This window comes from Pseudomonas sp. Leaf127 (assembly GCF_001423155.1).
GTDB lineage: Bacteria > Pseudomonadota > Gammaproteobacteria > Pseudomonadales > Pseudomonadaceae > Aquipseudomonas > Aquipseudomonas ovata.
Genome location: NZ_LMOA01000021.1, coordinates 796,633 through 811,658, shown reverse-complemented (window position 1 = coordinate 811,658; position 15,026 = coordinate 796,633). Strand labels below are relative to the sequence as shown.

The window sequence follows — 15,026 nt, the reverse complement described above, 5'->3', positions numbered from 1 at the left end:
TATTTCTGCACAGGGCTGAGCATAGTCGTCCGCTGCGACTATTTGAATCTATTTTTTGGTGGTTTCTTATATCTATATGTTTTTAAAGAAAAAATATTTTTTTAATGGCCATTTTACGGTTTTAACGGACTGCGCTCTTTCGGTGCCAAAGCCAAAATCACGCACCAAAAAGGTTTTGAATATTCCATTGAAAATTCAGTTGACGATTCAAGTAAATTTGAGCGATGTTTGAAAAAAGCCGGACGCCAGCGGGCAATCGGTTCGAACGAGGTAGCGCAAATGACGATCGTCGTGGAACAACTCTCTATGGGTGGCAACGGCCCAAGGGTCATGGTCAAGGACACCCTTGACGTGAAGGGCGTGGCCACCCGTGCCTCCAGCCGCGCTCTGGACAGCGCTGTGCCCGCCACCGCCAATGCCGAGGTGGTCGATCATCTGCTGGCCGCCGGCTGCCGCCTGATCGGCAAGACCAGCCTGCATGAGCTGGCCTTCGGCACCACCGGCATCAATCGCCATACCGGCACCGCGCTCAACCCGCGTTTCCCCCAGCACATTCCGGGCGGCTCATCGAGCGGTTCGGCGGCGGCGGTCGCGGCGGGCCTGGCCGATTTCAGCCTGGGCACCGACACCGGCGGTTCGGTCCGCATTCCGGCCTGCTGCTGCGGCGTGTTCGGCTTCAAGCCGACCTTTGGCCGCGTCAGCCGCCGTGGCGTGATGCCTGCACACACCAGCCTTGATTGCGTCGGTCCGTTCGCGGCCTCGTTGCCGATGCTTGAAACCGCCATGCAGGCCATCGACCCCGGCTACCGGCCGGTGACGCCGCCGGCGCAGGTGCGCCTCGGTGTGATCGACGTGCCGGCCAGCGAAGCGGTGCATCAGGTCATCGATGCCGCACTGGCCGCCAGTGGCCAACCGCTGAGCCGGGTCGAATTGCCTTCTTTCAAGGCGGCTTATGAGGCCGGAATGGTGGTGATCAACCGCGAAACCTTCGCCGCCTGCGGTCATCTGCTGGCAACCGGACAGGTCGGCGACGACATCGCCGGGCGCCTGGCCGCCGCCGGTGCCACCTCGGAGGCGGCGCTGGCCGAAGCCGAAGCGGTGCGCCGCCAATTCACCGCTGAAGTGGACGCCGCGCTGGCCGCGCATGACGTGCTGGTGCTGCCGACCATGCCGGACTTTCCACTGCGCCTCGATGAAGCCGCCGACACCCGTGCGGTGCTGGGCATGACCGCTCTGGTCAGGCCGTTCAACCTCTCCGGCCATCCGGCCCTGAGTATTCCGCTGGGCAGCCCGCACGGCTTGCCGGTCGGCCTGCAACTGGTCGGTGCCAAGGGCGCCGACGAAGCCTTGCTGGCCGCCGCAGGCTTGCTGCTGCAACGCCTTTATAGCAATCGGACCTGATCATGGAGCCTCTCATGAATTCCCTCACCGTGCCGGCTTTAGACCCCGCCGCTCACCTGGCCTCGGGCGCTGCGTTCGACGCCTTGCTCGAGACCATTCGCCACCGCGCCCGTGAGGGCGAGTTCGATCGCCAGCGGCATATTTCCACCGACATCATCGACGCCTTCAAGGCCCATGGCGTGTACCGCGCCCTGGTGCCCAAGCGCTTTGGCGGGTGCGAATGCTCGCCGGCACAGTTCTGCGAAATGATCGAGCGCATCGCCCACGCCGACGGTTCGGCCGGCTGGGTGGCCAGCTTCGGCATGAGCCCTGTGTACCTGGCCGCCTTGCCACTGGGCACCCTGGCACAGGTGTACGCCAACGGTCCCGACACGGTGTTTGCCGGCGGCATCTTCCCGCCGCAGCCGGCCGAGGTCGTCAGCGGGGGCTTCAAGGTCAATGGCCGCTGGAAGTATTCGAGCGGCTCGATGGGCGCCGACCTGATCGGCGTCGGCATTGCCCCGAAAAACGGTGACAAGCTCGACCTGCCACGCCTGGCGGTGATGCCGCAAAGCCGTGCCCGCATCGAACAGACCTGGGACACCGTGGGCCTGCTGGGCACCGGCAGTCACGACCTGGTGGTCGAGGATGTGGTGGTGCCCGAGGAGTGGACCTTCGTGCGCGGCGGCGCGCCGAACCTGACCGAGCCGTTCTTCCGCTACCCGTCGCTGTCGTTCGCCACCCAGGTGCTGTCGGTGGTCGGCCTGGGCGTGGCCCGCGCCGCGCTGGACGAACTGGCGGGCATGGCCTCGGGACGGATCTCGGTCACCGGTGCCCCGGCACTGGCCGACCGCCCGCTGGCGCAGGTGGATGTGGCCAAGGCCGAGGCCGCCTTGCGCGCCGCCCGTTCGTTTTTCTACGAAGCCATCGATCAGGCCTGGGCCCATGTGCTGGCCGGCGACCCGGTGCCGGCCGAGGCCACCAACCTGCTGCGCCTGTCATCGACCCACGCCACCCGGGTGGCGGCCGAAGTGGCGCGCACCGCGCAAATGCTTTCGGGCATGAGCGGCGTGTACAACACCAGTCCCCTGGCACGCTGTGTCAACGACGCGCAAGTGGTCACCCAGCACGCCTTCATGGGCGACATCACCTACCAGAACGCCGGAGCGATGTTCTTCGGCAAACAGCCCATGCCGGGCTACCTGTAACTGTTCGAGGAACGAGTCATGAGCGAGAAAAAGAGCCTGCGTGTGCTGTTTTGCATGGGCATCAACCAGAACTTCTTCGACGCCGCGCGCGAAGAACAATTGCAGGTGTGGGCGGCGTTCAGCGCCATGTGGAACGGCATCCATGATCTGCCCGGCGTGAGCGTGCTGGGCAACATGGACGACGACCAGGGCATGGTCGGGCCGTCCGATGGCTTTCCGTGGACCACGTACCTGCTGGCCGATGTCCCGGACATCGAGACTGTGCATGCCGCCTGCAACCTGTTTCGCAGCACCGCCGTGGGCGATGGCCCGTACAAATTGTGGCGCTACGCCAAGGTTGAGGCCCGCGTGGGCCGTGAACTGATCATCCAGCGCACCTGAGTACGCCGCCATGAGCCTGAGCCCGACCGATGAGCTGCGCCTGCGCCGTTTCGAAAGCGAGCACGCCGTGCGCGCCTGCATGAACCGCTACATGGTGCTGTGCGACGCCCTTGACGAACACACTCCGCTGGATGAACTGGCCGCGCTGTTCACCACCGACGCGGTGTGGGAAGGCAAGGGCGCCCGCTACGCCAAGAGCTTCGGTGGTTATCGCGGCCGTACGGCCATCGCCGCAATGTTTGCCGGCTACATGCAGCCACCGGCGCACTTTGCGCTGAACGTGCACTTTCTGACCAGCGAACTGATCGAGGTGGACGGTGAGACGGCGACCGGCCGCTGGGTGATGTTGCAGACCAGCACCTTTGTCAGTGGTGCCTCACACCTCAATGCCGCGCAGCTGAACGTGCGCTTTGCGGTCGAGGACGGGCAGTGGCGCATGGCGCATTTCACTACCGAAAACCTGTTCGGCCGCCCCGTGAGCGGCTGGAACAGCGACGCGCCCTTGCCGGTCCCCGACCGCCAGGCGCAGTGAACCACACCGCATTCTTGAACGGTCGGCCAGCAGAGCCGACGAGGAGACACCGTGACTAACCTGATTCCCGCTGTGAACCTGGCGGTCGACCCCGCCGAGCTGGTCAAGGCCGACCGCGTCCACACCGCGCTGTACACCGACGCGGCGCTGTTCGATGCCGAGCTGCAGAAGATTTTCTACAGCACCTGGGTGTGGGTCGCCCACGAAAGCGAGATCCCCGACGCCGGCAGCTACAAGAGCACCTACATCGGCAAGCAGCCGGTGATCGCGGTGCGCGACCGCAAGAAGGCCGTGCATGTGCTGCTCAACCGTTGCCGCCACCGCGGCGCCACCGTGTGCGAGCACAAGAAGGGCAAGGCCAACAGTTTTGTCTGCCCGTACCACGGCTGGAGCTACGGCCTGGACGGTTCGCTGCGTGCCATTCCGCACCCGGAAAGCTACGCCGACTGCATCGACAAGGCCGAGCTGCCGCTGGTCAGCCTGCGGGTTGAAAGCTACGCCGGCATGATCTTCGCCACCTTCAAGGACGACATCGAGCCGCTGGTGGACTTCCTGGGCCCGGCCAAGAAGTGGATGGACCTGTTCATGAAGCAGGGCGCCGGCTACGGCATCAAGGTGCCGGGCGAACACCGCTTCCGCTTCCCCGGTAACTGGAAGATCCAGCTCGAAAACACCACCGACGCCTACCACTTCCCGTTGGTGCACAAGAGCTTTCTGTCGTCGGTCGACGAGCAGACCCTGGAGTTGTTCGACTTCGTCAAGGGGCCCGGCTATGTCGAGGACCTGGGCAACGGCCACAGCGTGATGGTGATGATTCCCGACCTGATCGACCTGGAAGCGGACCTGGACAAACCGATCCCCGAGCGTTTTGAGGCCCTGGCCGCCGAGCTGCGTGACGAAGGCCTGGAAGAGCAGCAGGTGCGCCGTATCGTACGCGCCGTGGGCGGCACCGGCTTCAACCTCAACCTGTTCCCCAACGTCGCCTGTTCGATGGCGTTCTTCCGGGTGTTGCAGCCGATCTCGGTGACCGAGACCGAGATCCATCACTCGGTGATCACCATGGACGGCGGCCCGGCAGCGGCCAACCGCTACCGCCTGCGCCTGCACGAGCACTTCCAGGGCCCGATGGGCTTTGGCACACCGGACGACTCCGAGGCCTGGGAGCGCGTGCAGAAGGGCGCCAGTGCCGGTGAAGAGCTGTGGATCATGCTCAACCGTGGCCTGCCGGGCGAGCAGCCCAGCGAAGACGGCCGGGTGTCCGACGTCAGTGCCGAGACCGGCATGCGTGCGGCGTACCAGCAATGGAAAAAGATGATGTCGGCCTGAGCCCGGAGAACCCCATGAACATTCAACTGCTGCAAGAAGTCACCGCTTTCATCTGGGCCGAAGGCGACATGCTCGACCACGGCGAATTCGACACCTGGCTGAACCTGTGGAGCGACAAGGGCACCTACATCATCCCGATCGACCCGCGCGAAGAGGACTTTGAAAACACCCTCAACTACGCCTACGACGATCACCACATGCGCAAGCTGCGTGTGCAGCGCCTGACCGGGGGCGAGTCGATCTCGACCAGCCCGCAGCCACGCACGGTGCGCACGCTCTCGCGGTTCCGCGTGCTGGTCGATGACGGCCAGAACGTCACCGTGCGCTGCGCGCAGAACGTGCGCGAGTTCCGCAAGGACAGCCTCAAGCACTACAGCGCTGACCTGGTCTACGAACTGGTCCGCCATGAAGGCAGCTTCAAGATCCAGCGCAAGCTGGTCCGCCTGATCAACAGTGACGATACCCTCGCGGGCATCGGCTACATCCTTTAAGGAGCCCGACCATGAACCAGGTTGCATTGGTGACAGGGGCCGGGCAGGGCCTTGGCTTGAGTTTCTGTGCCCGCCTGCTTGAAGCCGGCTATCGCGTCGTGGTCAGCGACCGCGACGAACAGGCCGCGATCAGCGCCGCCGCGCAGCTCGACAGCAGCGGCGAGCGGGTCCTGGCGGTGCGCCTGGACGTGTCGAGCAAAAATGATTTCGAGCAGGCCCTGGCCCAGGTGCTGGCGCGCTTCGGCGCCCTGCATGTGGTGGTCAACAACGCGGCGGTGACCAAGACCACGCCGCTGATGCAGATCAGCCCCGAGGAGTTCGACGCGGTGGTCAGCGTCAACCTGCGCAGCGTGTTTCTCGGCTGCCAGGTGCTCGGCGCACACCTTGCCGAGACCGGCTACGGGCGGATCATCAACATGGCCTCGTTGGCCGGGCAGAACGGCGGCACTGCCACCGGCGCGCACTATGCCGCCAGCAAGGGTGCCATCGTGACCCTGACCAAGATCTTCGCCAAGGAATTCGCCGCCCGCGGGGTCACGGTCAATGCCGTCGCCCCAGGCCCGATCGAGTCACCGGCGGTGCATGCCGCAGTGCCGGCCGAGCGCCTGGCCGGCCTCATCGGCAATATCCCGGTGCAGCGCCTGGGCGATGCGGATTTTCTCGGCGACCTGATCGTGCAACTGGCAAGGCCTGAAGCCTGGTTCACCACCGGGGCGACCTGGGACGTGAACGGCGGCCTGTTCATGCGCTGATTGATCGGTGCCCAACCCAAGGAATTAGCCATGAATGAACAACTGTTGAATGTCGTCGTCAGCAAGCGCCAGGTGCAGGGCGATGGCGTGGTGGTGCTGGACCTGACCCGTGCCGATGGCGCGCCCTTGCCGCTGTTCGAAGCCGGCGCGCATGTGGACATCCACATCGCCCCGGGCCTGGTGCGCCAGTATTCGCTGTGCAGCGACCCGGCCGATGTCAGCCTGTATCGCCTGGGCGTGCTGCGTGACCCGGCCTCGCGCGGCGGTTCGGTCGGCGTACACGACACACTGCTCGAAGGCCGGTCGGTGCAGATCAGCACCCCGCGCAACCTGTTTCCGCTGGTGGCCGGCGCGCGGCGCTCGATCCTGCTGGGCGGCGGCATCGGCATCACGCCGATGATCGCCATGGCCTACGCACTGCAACAGCGCGGCGAGGATTTCGAACTGCATTACTGCGGCCGCTCGCGCAGCCGCAGCGCTTTTCTGGAACAGCTGCAAGCGGCGCCGTTTGCCGACAAGGTCATCACCCATTTCGATGATGAAGGCGCCGGGCAGAACCTGGACCTGGTCAAGGTGCTGGGGCAGGGCGAACGCGGCGTGCACATGTACACCTGCGGGCCTTCGGGCTTCATGGAGTGGGTCATCAACGGTGCGCGCCAGCAAGGCTACGCCGAGGACCACATCCACAAGGAGTACTTCCAGGTCGAGGTCGACGCCAGTGGCGAAAGCTTCGAAGTGGTCGCGGCGCGCAGCGGCAAGACCGTGCAGGTCGCCGAGGGGCAAAGCATTCTCGACGCGCTGGCCGGGGTCGGCATCAAGATCGAGATTTCCTGCGAGCAGGGCGTATGCGGCACTTGCCTGTGCGATGTGCTCGAAGGCGAACCGGACCACCGCGATGTGTACCTGACCGACGAGGAGAAAGCCGGCAACGACCAGATCCTGGTGTGCTGTTCGCGGGCCAAAACAAAAAAACTCGTGCTGGATATCTGAGGAGAACGACCATGGTCGACGTAACCGATTTTCGCAATGCCATGGCCCTGCTGGGCGGTGCCGTCTCGGTGATCACCACTGACGGCCCTGCCGGGCGCTGCGGCTTTACCGCGTCTGCGGTGTGCAGTGTCACCGATTCGCCACCGACGTTGCTGGTGTGCATGAACCGCACCTCCAACTCCAATGCCCAGTTCAAGGCCAACGGCACCCTGTGCGTCAACGTGCTGACCGGTGCGCACCAGGAACTGTCCGGTGCGTTTGCCAACAAGGCGCTGAGCATGGAGCAACGCTTTGCCAGCACCGCCTGGACCACGCTGGAAAGCGGTGCGCCGGTGATGCTCGAAGCGCTGGTCAACTTCGATTGCCGCATCGCGCAGGTGCACGAAGTGGGCTCGCACAACATTTTCTATTGCGAGATACAGAGCCTGCGCCAAGGCGGTGCCGAGGAAGGCCTGGTGTACTTCAACCGCGCCTACCACCGCCTGGGCAGCTTGTAGCGACCATCGGTCGCGAATGCTGCCTGTCGGGCGCTGGTGATATTGACCGTGCCGGCCTGTTCGCGACTTCCCGGCTGAAGCCGGTCCTACAACACATCAATAAAACACCCCGGCATGTCGCCATGCCGGGCCGGGGCCTGACCCCGTCTTTCGCGAGCCTTTGCCATTAGAAGCATGCCGCGGATTCGCCTGCCGAGTTCCGCTTCGTTGATCTGCTCACAACACATAAAAAACAGCCCACGGGCTGACAGGAGCCGTCACATGTTGTCCTCGTTCATTGCACGCAGCATTGGCATCACCAGTGCCTTGGGTCTCGGCATGGGCATGGCCCACGCCGATGTCTGGCAAGACAGTCATCTGAAAGTCGACATGAAAAACCTCTGGCTGGACCGCAACTTCACCGAGAGTGGCGCCGCCACCAGCAAGGTCGGCAACTGGTCGCAAGGTTTCGACCTGCAGTTCACCTCCGGCTACACCGAAACGCCGCTGGCCTTCGGCCTCGACCTGGATGCCCAGTATGCGTATGTGCTGGACTCCGAAGGCAACGACGGCACGTTACCGTATGACCGCATCAACGGCATCCCGGACGACTACAGCCGTGCCGGTGCCACGCTGAAGATGAAGTACTCGCAGACCGAACTGAAAGTCGGTGACATGCGCCCGGAGCTGCCGATCGCCTGGCATGACCCCAGCCGCCAGCTCGACACGATCTACCAGGGCGCGGTGATCGAGAGCAAGGAGATCGCCAACCTGACCCTGACCGGCGGGCGCTTCTGGTCGGCAGTGACGCGCGAGTCGTCGGACCACGAGAAATTCTACAAGTACGGCTCGACCGACAACCTCGACAGCAAGGGCCTGGATTTTGGTGGCGCCACTTACAACCTGTTGCCCAACCTGCAGGCCAGCTACTTCTATGGCGTGATGCACGACATCTACCAGCAGCACTACTACGGCTTGATGCACCAGGCCGACCTGGGCAATGGCTACAGGTTGCGCACCGATGTGCGCTGGTTCGACAACAACGAGGACGGCCAGGCGCTCAACGGCGAAATCGACAACCGTGCGCTGTCCACGGGCCTGGCCCTGACCAAGGGCGGCCACCGTTTCAGCGTGGCCTACCAGCGCATGTACGGCGACAGCATCTTCCCGACGCCCAATGGCTATATCCCGCAGTTCTACCTGCTCAACTGGGCCAACCAGCCGTTTATGCGCCCGCAGGAACGCTCGGTGGGCCTGGGCTACAGCTATGACTTCGCCGGCCTTGGCGTGCCGGGGCTGACCTTCAGTACCCGCTACATCAAGGGCAAGGACATCCAGCGCGCCGGCCTGTCCGACGGCCACGAGAACGAACGCGACCTGGCCCTGCGCTACGTGGTGCAGAACGGTCCGCTCAAGGGCCTGGGCGTGGAGTGGAAGAACTACCTGGTGCAGCAGAACTTCGGCGATGACTTCCAGGAGAACCGGCTCTACACCACCTACACCTGGAAGCTCTGGTAGATCCCCCACGGATGGCCTGTAGGAGCGCGCTTGCCCGCGACCGGCTGCGCAGCAGTCGTAAAATTGTGGCGCTTCGCAGATTTTTAACGTGTTTACAGCTGTAAATCTGTGGCGTTTCGCAGATTTTTAACGTGTTTACAGCTGTAAATCTGTGGCGTTTCGCAAATTTTACGACTGCTAACGCAGCCGGTCGCGGGCAGAGCGCGCTCCTACACCCCCGTGCTTGAATGGAGCACTATTGAATGACAACACACAGCACCCCGCCCATGCGGCGCATCGTGGTCGCTTCGGTGATCGGCAATGCGCTGGAATGGTACGACTTCTTTCTCTACGGCACCGCAGCCGCGCTGGTGTTCGGGCCGTTGTTCTTTCCGGCCGGCACGGACCCTGTGCTCGGCACGCTGGGGGCCTTTGCCGGCTTTGCCGTGGGCTTTGTCGCCCGCCCGGTCGGCGGCATCATCTTCGGCCATGTAGGCGACCGGCACGGGCGCAAGTTGGCGCTGGTCATCACCCTGGCGATGATGGGCCTGGCGACCTTCCTCATGGGGTTACTGCCCACCTATGAGCAGGCCGGTTACCTGGCGCCGCTGGCGCTGGTGCTGCTGCGCCTGGTGCAGGGCGTGGCTGCCGGCGGCGAGTGGGGCGGCGGGGTGCTGATGCTCAGCGAGAACGCCCCGCCGGGCAAGGCCGGCTTCTATGCCTCGTTCAGCCAGCTCGGGGTCAGCGGCGGCTTTGTGCTGTCGGCCGGGGCATTTTACCTGGTGCAACTGCTGCCCCAGGACAGCTTCATGAGCTGGGGCTGGCGTATCCCGTTCCTGGCCAGCGTGCTGATCTTCGGCGTCGGCCTGTACATTCGCCATCGGCTGCCGGAAAGCCGTGCCTTCAACGAACAAAAAACATCGGCCACGCAACACCTGCCCGTCATGCAGGTGTTGCGTGAGCACCCCAAGGCGGTGTTGCAAGCCATGGGTCTGCGCCTGGCGGAAAACGGCGGGGCTTACATCTTCCTGTCGTTTTCCATGGCCTATGCCAAGTTCAGCGGGCTGTCGACGCAGATCGTGCTGATGGGCGTGATGCTGGCCATGGTGCTGGAGGCGTTCAGCATCCTGTTCTGGGGCTGGCTGTCGGACATTGTCGGGCGCCGGGCGGTGTACGCCTTCGGCTCGCTGAGCCTGGTGGCGCTGGCCTTTCCGTTCTTCTGGCTGTTCGACACCCATGACCCGCTGCTGGTGTACCTGGCGCTGGTGCTCGGCCTGCCGGTCAGCCACGGCGCGATGATCGGCACCCAGCCGGCCTTGATGGCCGAATTGTTCCCGACCCATGTGCGCTACACCGGGTTGGCCCTGGGGCATGAAATCGCCTCGATCTTTGCCGGCGGCTTTGCCCCGCTGATCGCCACCGCGCTGTTTGCCACGGTGCATGCGGTGTGGCCGGTGTCGGTGATGCTGCTGCTGTTCGGCACCGTGACCAGCCTGACCCTGTTGACCATGTCGCGCCATGCCCACGCGTCCCCCTCAAAACCTGCCCCTGCGCTGGAGTGACCATGCACCTGTACGAACTGATCCGTTTCACCCTGCGCGTGCGCACCCCGGCCCAGGCCCTGCCGCGCCTGCAAGCGGCCCTGGCCGAAGCGGGCGAGGGCGTGAGCCTGGCCGGTTGCTGGCTCTCGGAAATCGGCCCGCAAAACACCGTCGCCGTGCTGCGCGGCTTTACCAGCAATGACGCCCGCCAGGCCGAGCGCGAGCGGGTGCTGCTGGCCCCCGATGCCTTCGGCATTGGCGAATTCGTGCTCGACCAGCAGATCGACGACTACCGGCTGTTTCCCTTTCTGGAGCCGCTGGCGCCGGGCAAGCACGGGCCGTTTTACGAGCTGCGCGAATACAACCTGGTGACCTCGGGCCTGGCGCCGACCCTGGAAGGCTGGCACAAAGCGGTCGGCCCGCGCACCGCTGATGGCTACTCGACGGTGTATGCCGCGTTCTATGCCACCAGTGGCCGCGTGCCGCGCTACCTGCACATCTGGCCCTATGCAAGCCTGGAACAACGCCTGGATGTGCGCACCCGGGCGGTACAGGACGGCGTCTGGCCGCCGGAGAACTCCGGGCCGCAGCTCAAGGAGATGAACTCGGTGGTGTATCTGCCGGCGGGGTTTTCGCCGTTGGCATGACCGGCAGGCTCGCCTGCCCGTGTTTGCCTGTATTGATCAACGGAACGAAGCCCTGCACCCGGCAGTCAACGTTTTATCTCCACTCATCAGGTACAGCTCATGGCACGCGATATCACTGACAAACTGGCCACCGACCTCAAGGTCAAGACCCGCTCGGAATTGAGCACCTTTCTGGACGAGGCCGATGCGCTGCTCAAGCGCGGCCGTTCGATCGGCGCCGATCGCGGACCGCAATCGCGTCATCTGCTGGGGCAATTGCTGGACCGTGCCGAAGGCCTGCTCAAGCCCAAAGCGCCATGCCCGCTGGCCGGCCCGTCGAAGGTCGAGCAGGTGACCGTTTATGTGAAGGCCAATCCGGTCAAGTCGGCGGCGATTGCCGTCGGTGTCGGCCTGATCATCAAGCGTCTGCTGTCGAACCGCTGAGATCGTTGATCTGTACGCCGGGCGCAAGGTCCGGCGTCAGTCAGGCATCGCGCAGCAGGTCGAAGGTGTTGAGCAGGTCCCAGGCAATGTGCGGACGTCTCTCAAGGCCACGGCGTATGGCCGCCGGGATCGCTGCGCGGGTCTTGCGGCACAGGCCCGGCACCGGGTCCATCCGAATGCTGATGCCGCGCATGGTCTTGACCTCGTTCGGGCCTGGCGCAATATGCACTCGTAGCCCCAACTGATCGAAAATGCGCTGTTGCAGATGCTGCAACTGCTCCAGGGTTTCGACGTTTTCCAGGCGCTCGAGCAGTTTGTGCTCCTGCTCGCGGGTCAGCAGCAGGATGCGTGGGTCGGTGCCGGCCGCCTGCAACTGCTCACGCCTGCAATCGCAGGCGCCCGGCGGGCAGGGCGGACGAATCGGGGGCTGGCTCATGCGCCCAGCATAGCCATTCGTATCCAGATGTGAATAGAGATAAGTCGCTGTAACGCTGTAAGGTGCTTGCCAGACACCTGCATGAGGATGGGCGGGCTAGCGCCGTCCGATTACCGCCCACATAGGGTGAGCGCTCGATTGACGGTGGTCGCCAGCCGACCGTACTCTGGCCATCATGCAGTAAGCCTGACCTACGCGAACTGCACGCAGCGGGCCGACAGAGCGCCGTGACCTGATGAGCCTGTGCCTTGCATGTTGCCCCGTGATGCCAGGCCCAGCCCGACAAGAATAATTAAAGAGTGCCTTGCCTTATGGATAGTCGCCTGCTCAGTGAGCGCAGTCGGGTGTTCGACCGTGCCGACCCCCACGCGGTGTCGAGTTACGTCAATCAGCACGTTGGCATGCACAACATCCGCATGCCGGCCGTTGGCCGTCCCGAAGCCAGCCTGAACCATCGCCAGTTCGCCAATCTGGACCTGTGCCGCATCAGCTATGGTGGCGGCGTGCGGGTGACCTCGCCGGCGCTGGAAACCATTTTTCACATGCAGATCCTGTTGCGCGGCCATTGCCTGTGGCGCGGGCATGGCCAGGAGCACTACTTTGCCCCGGGCGAGCTGCTGTTGATCAACCCCGATGATCCTGTGGACCTGACCTATTCGGACGACTGCGAAAAATTCATCCTGAAAATGCCTGTGAGCCTGATCGAGTCGGTGTGTGCCGAGCAGCGCTGGCAGCACCCGCGTGATGGCGTACGTTTCACTGAAAACCGCTATCAGTTGCCGTGCCTGGATGGCTTCGTCAATTTGCTGTCGATGGTGTGCCAGGAGGCCGAGGCCGAAGAGCAACTGCTGCGGGTGCAGGAGCATTACGCGCAGATTGTCGCCAGCAAGATGCTGACCCTGATGAAGACCAACGTCAGCCGCGAATGCCTGGTCGGCTCATCGGCCGTGTTCGAGCGCATCAGCGACTACATCGAACGCAACCTCAAGCAGGATATCGACATTGAGGCCCTGGCCGGCCAGGCCGGGGTCAGCCTGCGCAGCCTGTATGGCCTGTTCGAGCGCCATGCCGGGGTGACGCCGAAACTCTATGTGCGCCAGCGCAAGCTGCAGCGCATCCATGCCTGCCTCAAGGACCCGGACTGCCGGGTGCGCAACATTACCGAACTGGCCATGGACTATGGCTTTCTGCACCTGGGGCGCTTTTCCGAAAGCTACCGCAACAGCTTTGGCGAACTGCCTTCCGATACGCTGAAGCGGCGGTCTGCGTAGGCGTCGCTTCAGCGGCGATCGGCAGATGCTCGCTGCTGAAGCGTCTCCTGCACAGCAAGGGCAGGTTACAGGATCGAGATCGGGTAGCTGACGATCACCCGGTTTTCGTCGAACTGGTTGGTGCTGTAGTCGCGGCGCATGGTCGAGTTGCGCCATTTCAGGCTCAGGCTCTTGAACGTGCCTTGCTGGAAGACATAGGCCAGCTCCGACTCGCGTGCCCATTCTTCGCCGTCGGTGATGGCGCCGGTGTGCACGTTGTCACCGCTGATGTAGCGGTTCATCAGGGTCAGGCCTGGCACGCCCAGGGCACTGAAATCATAGTCATGGCGCAACTGCCAGGAGCGCTCCTTGGCATTGTCGAAGCTGGAGTTGTAGCTGTCATTGGCCAGGGTGCCGCCACTGGTGCCGTTGACGCGCATCCACAGGTTGTCGCCGCTGACTTTCTGCAGGCCCACATAGAAGGTGCTGCCGCCATAACGGGCCGAGAGCATGGCTGACGCGGTTTTGTTGTCCAGGTTGCCGGCCAGTGACTGGCCGTCGTCCTTGCCGACGAAATAGCCCAGGTTGGCGCCCAGCACCCAGTTGCCCACGGGCTGGCTGTGTTGCACGTTGTAGTACTGCTGGTGGTAGATGTCTTCGAGCTGCGCATACCAGACGCCGACCGAGGTGCGCTTTTCGTTAAAGCTGTATTCGCCGGCGGCGAAGTTGAAGCGGTCCGAGGTGATGCCGGCCCGGCCGTTCATGAACATGTCTTCCATGCTCGCGTCGTTGCGTGGACTGTTGGCGCGGAACTGACCGCCATACAGGGTCACGCCGTCGATTTCCTTCGAGGTGATCTGTGCGCCCTGGAAAGTCTGCGGCAGCGAGCGACCGTCGTCGGAACGCAGGATCGGCAGCACCGGCATCCATTCACCGACTTTCAGCTCGGTTTTCGAAAAGCGTGCCTTGCCGGCCACGGCCAGGCGTCCGAAGTCATCGGCAGGACGCCCGTCGCCATGAATGGGTAACAATTGTGTGCCGCCCGAGCCCTTGCCACCGTCCAGCTTGAGCGAGTACATGCCCAGGACATCGGCGCCGAAACCGACCGTGCCTTGCGTAAAGCCCGAGCGGGCATCGAGGATGAAGCTCTGCGTCCATTCCTGTGCGCCACTCTGGGCATTGGCCGGGTCGACGAAGTTGCGGTTGATAAAAAAGTTGCGTAGGTTCAAGCCGACCTTGGCGTCTTCGACAAAGCCTGCGGCGTGGCCGAGGGTCGGGATCAAGGCGATGGCGGTGGCGGTGAACAGAACGCAGAAGCTGCCCTTGGTCGTACGGAAAGGGGAAAAATGCATGGCGATGCCTTTTTTGTAGTTATAGGTCGAGTGAGACGGATGCCGTGTTGCTGGTTGAAATAGTGCTGCGCATGGACGCGGCCTGCAATTGACGGAAAACGGTAAAGTGCGATTATCGCACGTTAATTAACCGGTTAGAACATTTCAGCGCAGACGCGGGAACAACGGCCTGAGACGCTTGTAGAACAGGGCGGCAAACCGACTGTCAGCTATAACAGTCCCTGCCTGTCCAATGCCTTGCCTGCCGATTCATCCCTGCTGTTCATAAAGAGCCTAGGCTTTGTACGAAAAGTCGGTGAGCCGGCGAGCAAGCGCAGTTGACACGTGTCAATGAGCATTGCGAG

16 protein-coding genes are annotated in these 15,026 nt (G+C 63.3%); 14 read left to right on the top strand and 2 right to left on the bottom strand.

Features of this window, described 5'->3' with window-relative positions; translation table 11 throughout:
* Positions 1–279: 279 nt before the first annotated feature.
* The 13 genes from ASF84_RS17015 (at position 280) to ASF84_RS16955 (ending at position 11,644) form a co-directional block, all read left to right on the top strand.
* Positions 280–1,401, top strand: coding sequence for an amidase (locus ASF84_RS17015; protein ID WP_056839981.1), 1,122 nt, complete (start codon positions 280–282; stop codon positions 1,399–1,401).
* A gap of 14 nt (positions 1,402–1,415) precedes the next feature.
* Positions 1,416–2,588 carry an indole-3-acetate monooxygenase gene (iacA, locus tag ASF84_RS17010; RefSeq protein ID WP_056839980.1) on the top strand — a complete coding sequence of 391 codons (1,173 nt, stop codon included), beginning with the start codon at positions 1,416–1,418 and terminating at the stop codon, positions 2,586–2,588.
* An 18-nt stretch (positions 2,589–2,606) separates the two neighbouring features.
* Positions 2,607–2,969 carry a hypothetical protein gene (locus ASF84_RS17005; RefSeq protein WP_056839979.1) on the top strand — a complete coding sequence of 121 codons (363 nt, stop codon included), beginning with the start codon at positions 2,607–2,609 and terminating at the stop codon, positions 2,967–2,969.
* 10 nt (positions 2,970–2,979) lie between these two features.
* On the top strand, positions 2,980–3,501 hold the full coding sequence (locus tag ASF84_RS17000; RefSeq protein WP_056839978.1) for a nuclear transport factor 2 family protein: 522 nt from the start codon (positions 2,980–2,982) through the stop codon (positions 3,499–3,501).
* Between the two features lie 51 nt (positions 3,502–3,552).
* Positions 3,553–4,827 carry an aromatic ring-hydroxylating oxygenase subunit alpha gene (locus tag ASF84_RS16995; RefSeq protein ID WP_056839977.1) on the top strand — a complete coding sequence of 425 codons (1,275 nt, stop codon included), beginning with the start codon at positions 3,553–3,555 and terminating at the stop codon, positions 4,825–4,827.
* Positions 4,828–4,841: 14 nt separating this feature from the next.
* Positions 4,842–5,318, top strand: coding sequence for an aromatic-ring-hydroxylating dioxygenase subunit beta (locus ASF84_RS16990; protein WP_056839976.1), 477 nt, complete (start codon positions 4,842–4,844; stop codon positions 5,316–5,318).
* Between the two features lie 11 nt (positions 5,319–5,329).
* Positions 5,330–6,070: an SDR family NAD(P)-dependent oxidoreductase gene (locus tag ASF84_RS16985; protein WP_056839975.1), complete on the top strand. Its 741-nt coding sequence runs from the start codon at positions 5,330–5,332 to the stop codon at positions 6,068–6,070.
* Between the two features lie 30 nt (positions 6,071–6,100).
* Entirely contained in the window at positions 6,101–7,060 is a 960-nt protein-coding gene (locus tag ASF84_RS16980) for a PDR/VanB family oxidoreductase (protein WP_056839974.1), read from the top strand.
* Positions 7,061–7,071: 11 nt separating this feature from the next.
* Positions 7,072–7,557, top strand: coding sequence for a flavin reductase (locus tag ASF84_RS16975; RefSeq protein ID WP_056839973.1), 486 nt, complete (start codon positions 7,072–7,074; stop codon positions 7,555–7,557).
* Between the two features lie 261 nt (positions 7,558–7,818).
* Positions 7,819–9,054 (top strand): OprD family outer membrane porin, encoded by a 1,236-nt coding sequence (locus ASF84_RS16970; protein WP_056839972.1) that lies wholly within the window; start codon positions 7,819–7,821, stop codon positions 9,052–9,054.
* A gap of 242 nt (positions 9,055–9,296) precedes the next feature.
* A complete protein-coding gene (locus ASF84_RS16965) occupies positions 9,297–10,595 on the top strand; it encodes an MFS transporter (protein ID WP_056839971.1) in 1,299 nt (432 codons plus the stop codon).
* 2 nt (positions 10,596–10,597) lie between these two features.
* The gene (locus ASF84_RS16960; RefSeq protein WP_056839970.1) at positions 10,598–11,221 is read left to right on the top strand and encodes an NIPSNAP family protein; all 624 of its coding nucleotides are present in this window, start codon (positions 10,598–10,600) and stop codon (positions 11,219–11,221) included.
* Positions 11,222–11,320: 99 nt separating this feature from the next.
* Positions 11,321–11,644, top strand: a complete 324-nt coding sequence (locus ASF84_RS16955) for a hypothetical protein (protein WP_056839969.1) — start codon at positions 11,321–11,323, stop codon at positions 11,642–11,644.
* 40 nt (positions 11,645–11,684) lie between these two features.
* On the opposite strand, the gene ASF84_RS16950 is transcribed toward ASF84_RS16955, so the two are convergent.
* A complete protein-coding gene (locus ASF84_RS16950; protein WP_056839968.1) occupies positions 11,685–12,080 on the bottom strand; it encodes a hypothetical protein in 396 nt (131 codons plus the stop codon).
* Between the two features lie 311 nt (positions 12,081–12,391).
* Here ASF84_RS16950 and ASF84_RS16945 point away from each other — a divergent pair, with 311 nt between their 5' ends.
* Positions 12,392–13,351 (top strand): AraC family transcriptional regulator, encoded by a 960-nt coding sequence (locus ASF84_RS16945; RefSeq protein ID WP_056839967.1) that lies wholly within the window; start codon positions 12,392–12,394, stop codon positions 13,349–13,351.
* Between the two features lie 65 nt (positions 13,352–13,416).
* Here the strand turns inward: ASF84_RS16945 and ASF84_RS16940 are convergent, their stop codons facing one another.
* Positions 13,417–14,682 (bottom strand): OprD family porin, encoded by a 1,266-nt coding sequence (locus ASF84_RS16940; RefSeq protein ID WP_056839966.1) that lies wholly within the window; start codon positions 14,680–14,682, stop codon positions 13,417–13,419.
* Positions 14,683–15,026: the final 344 nt, after the last annotated feature.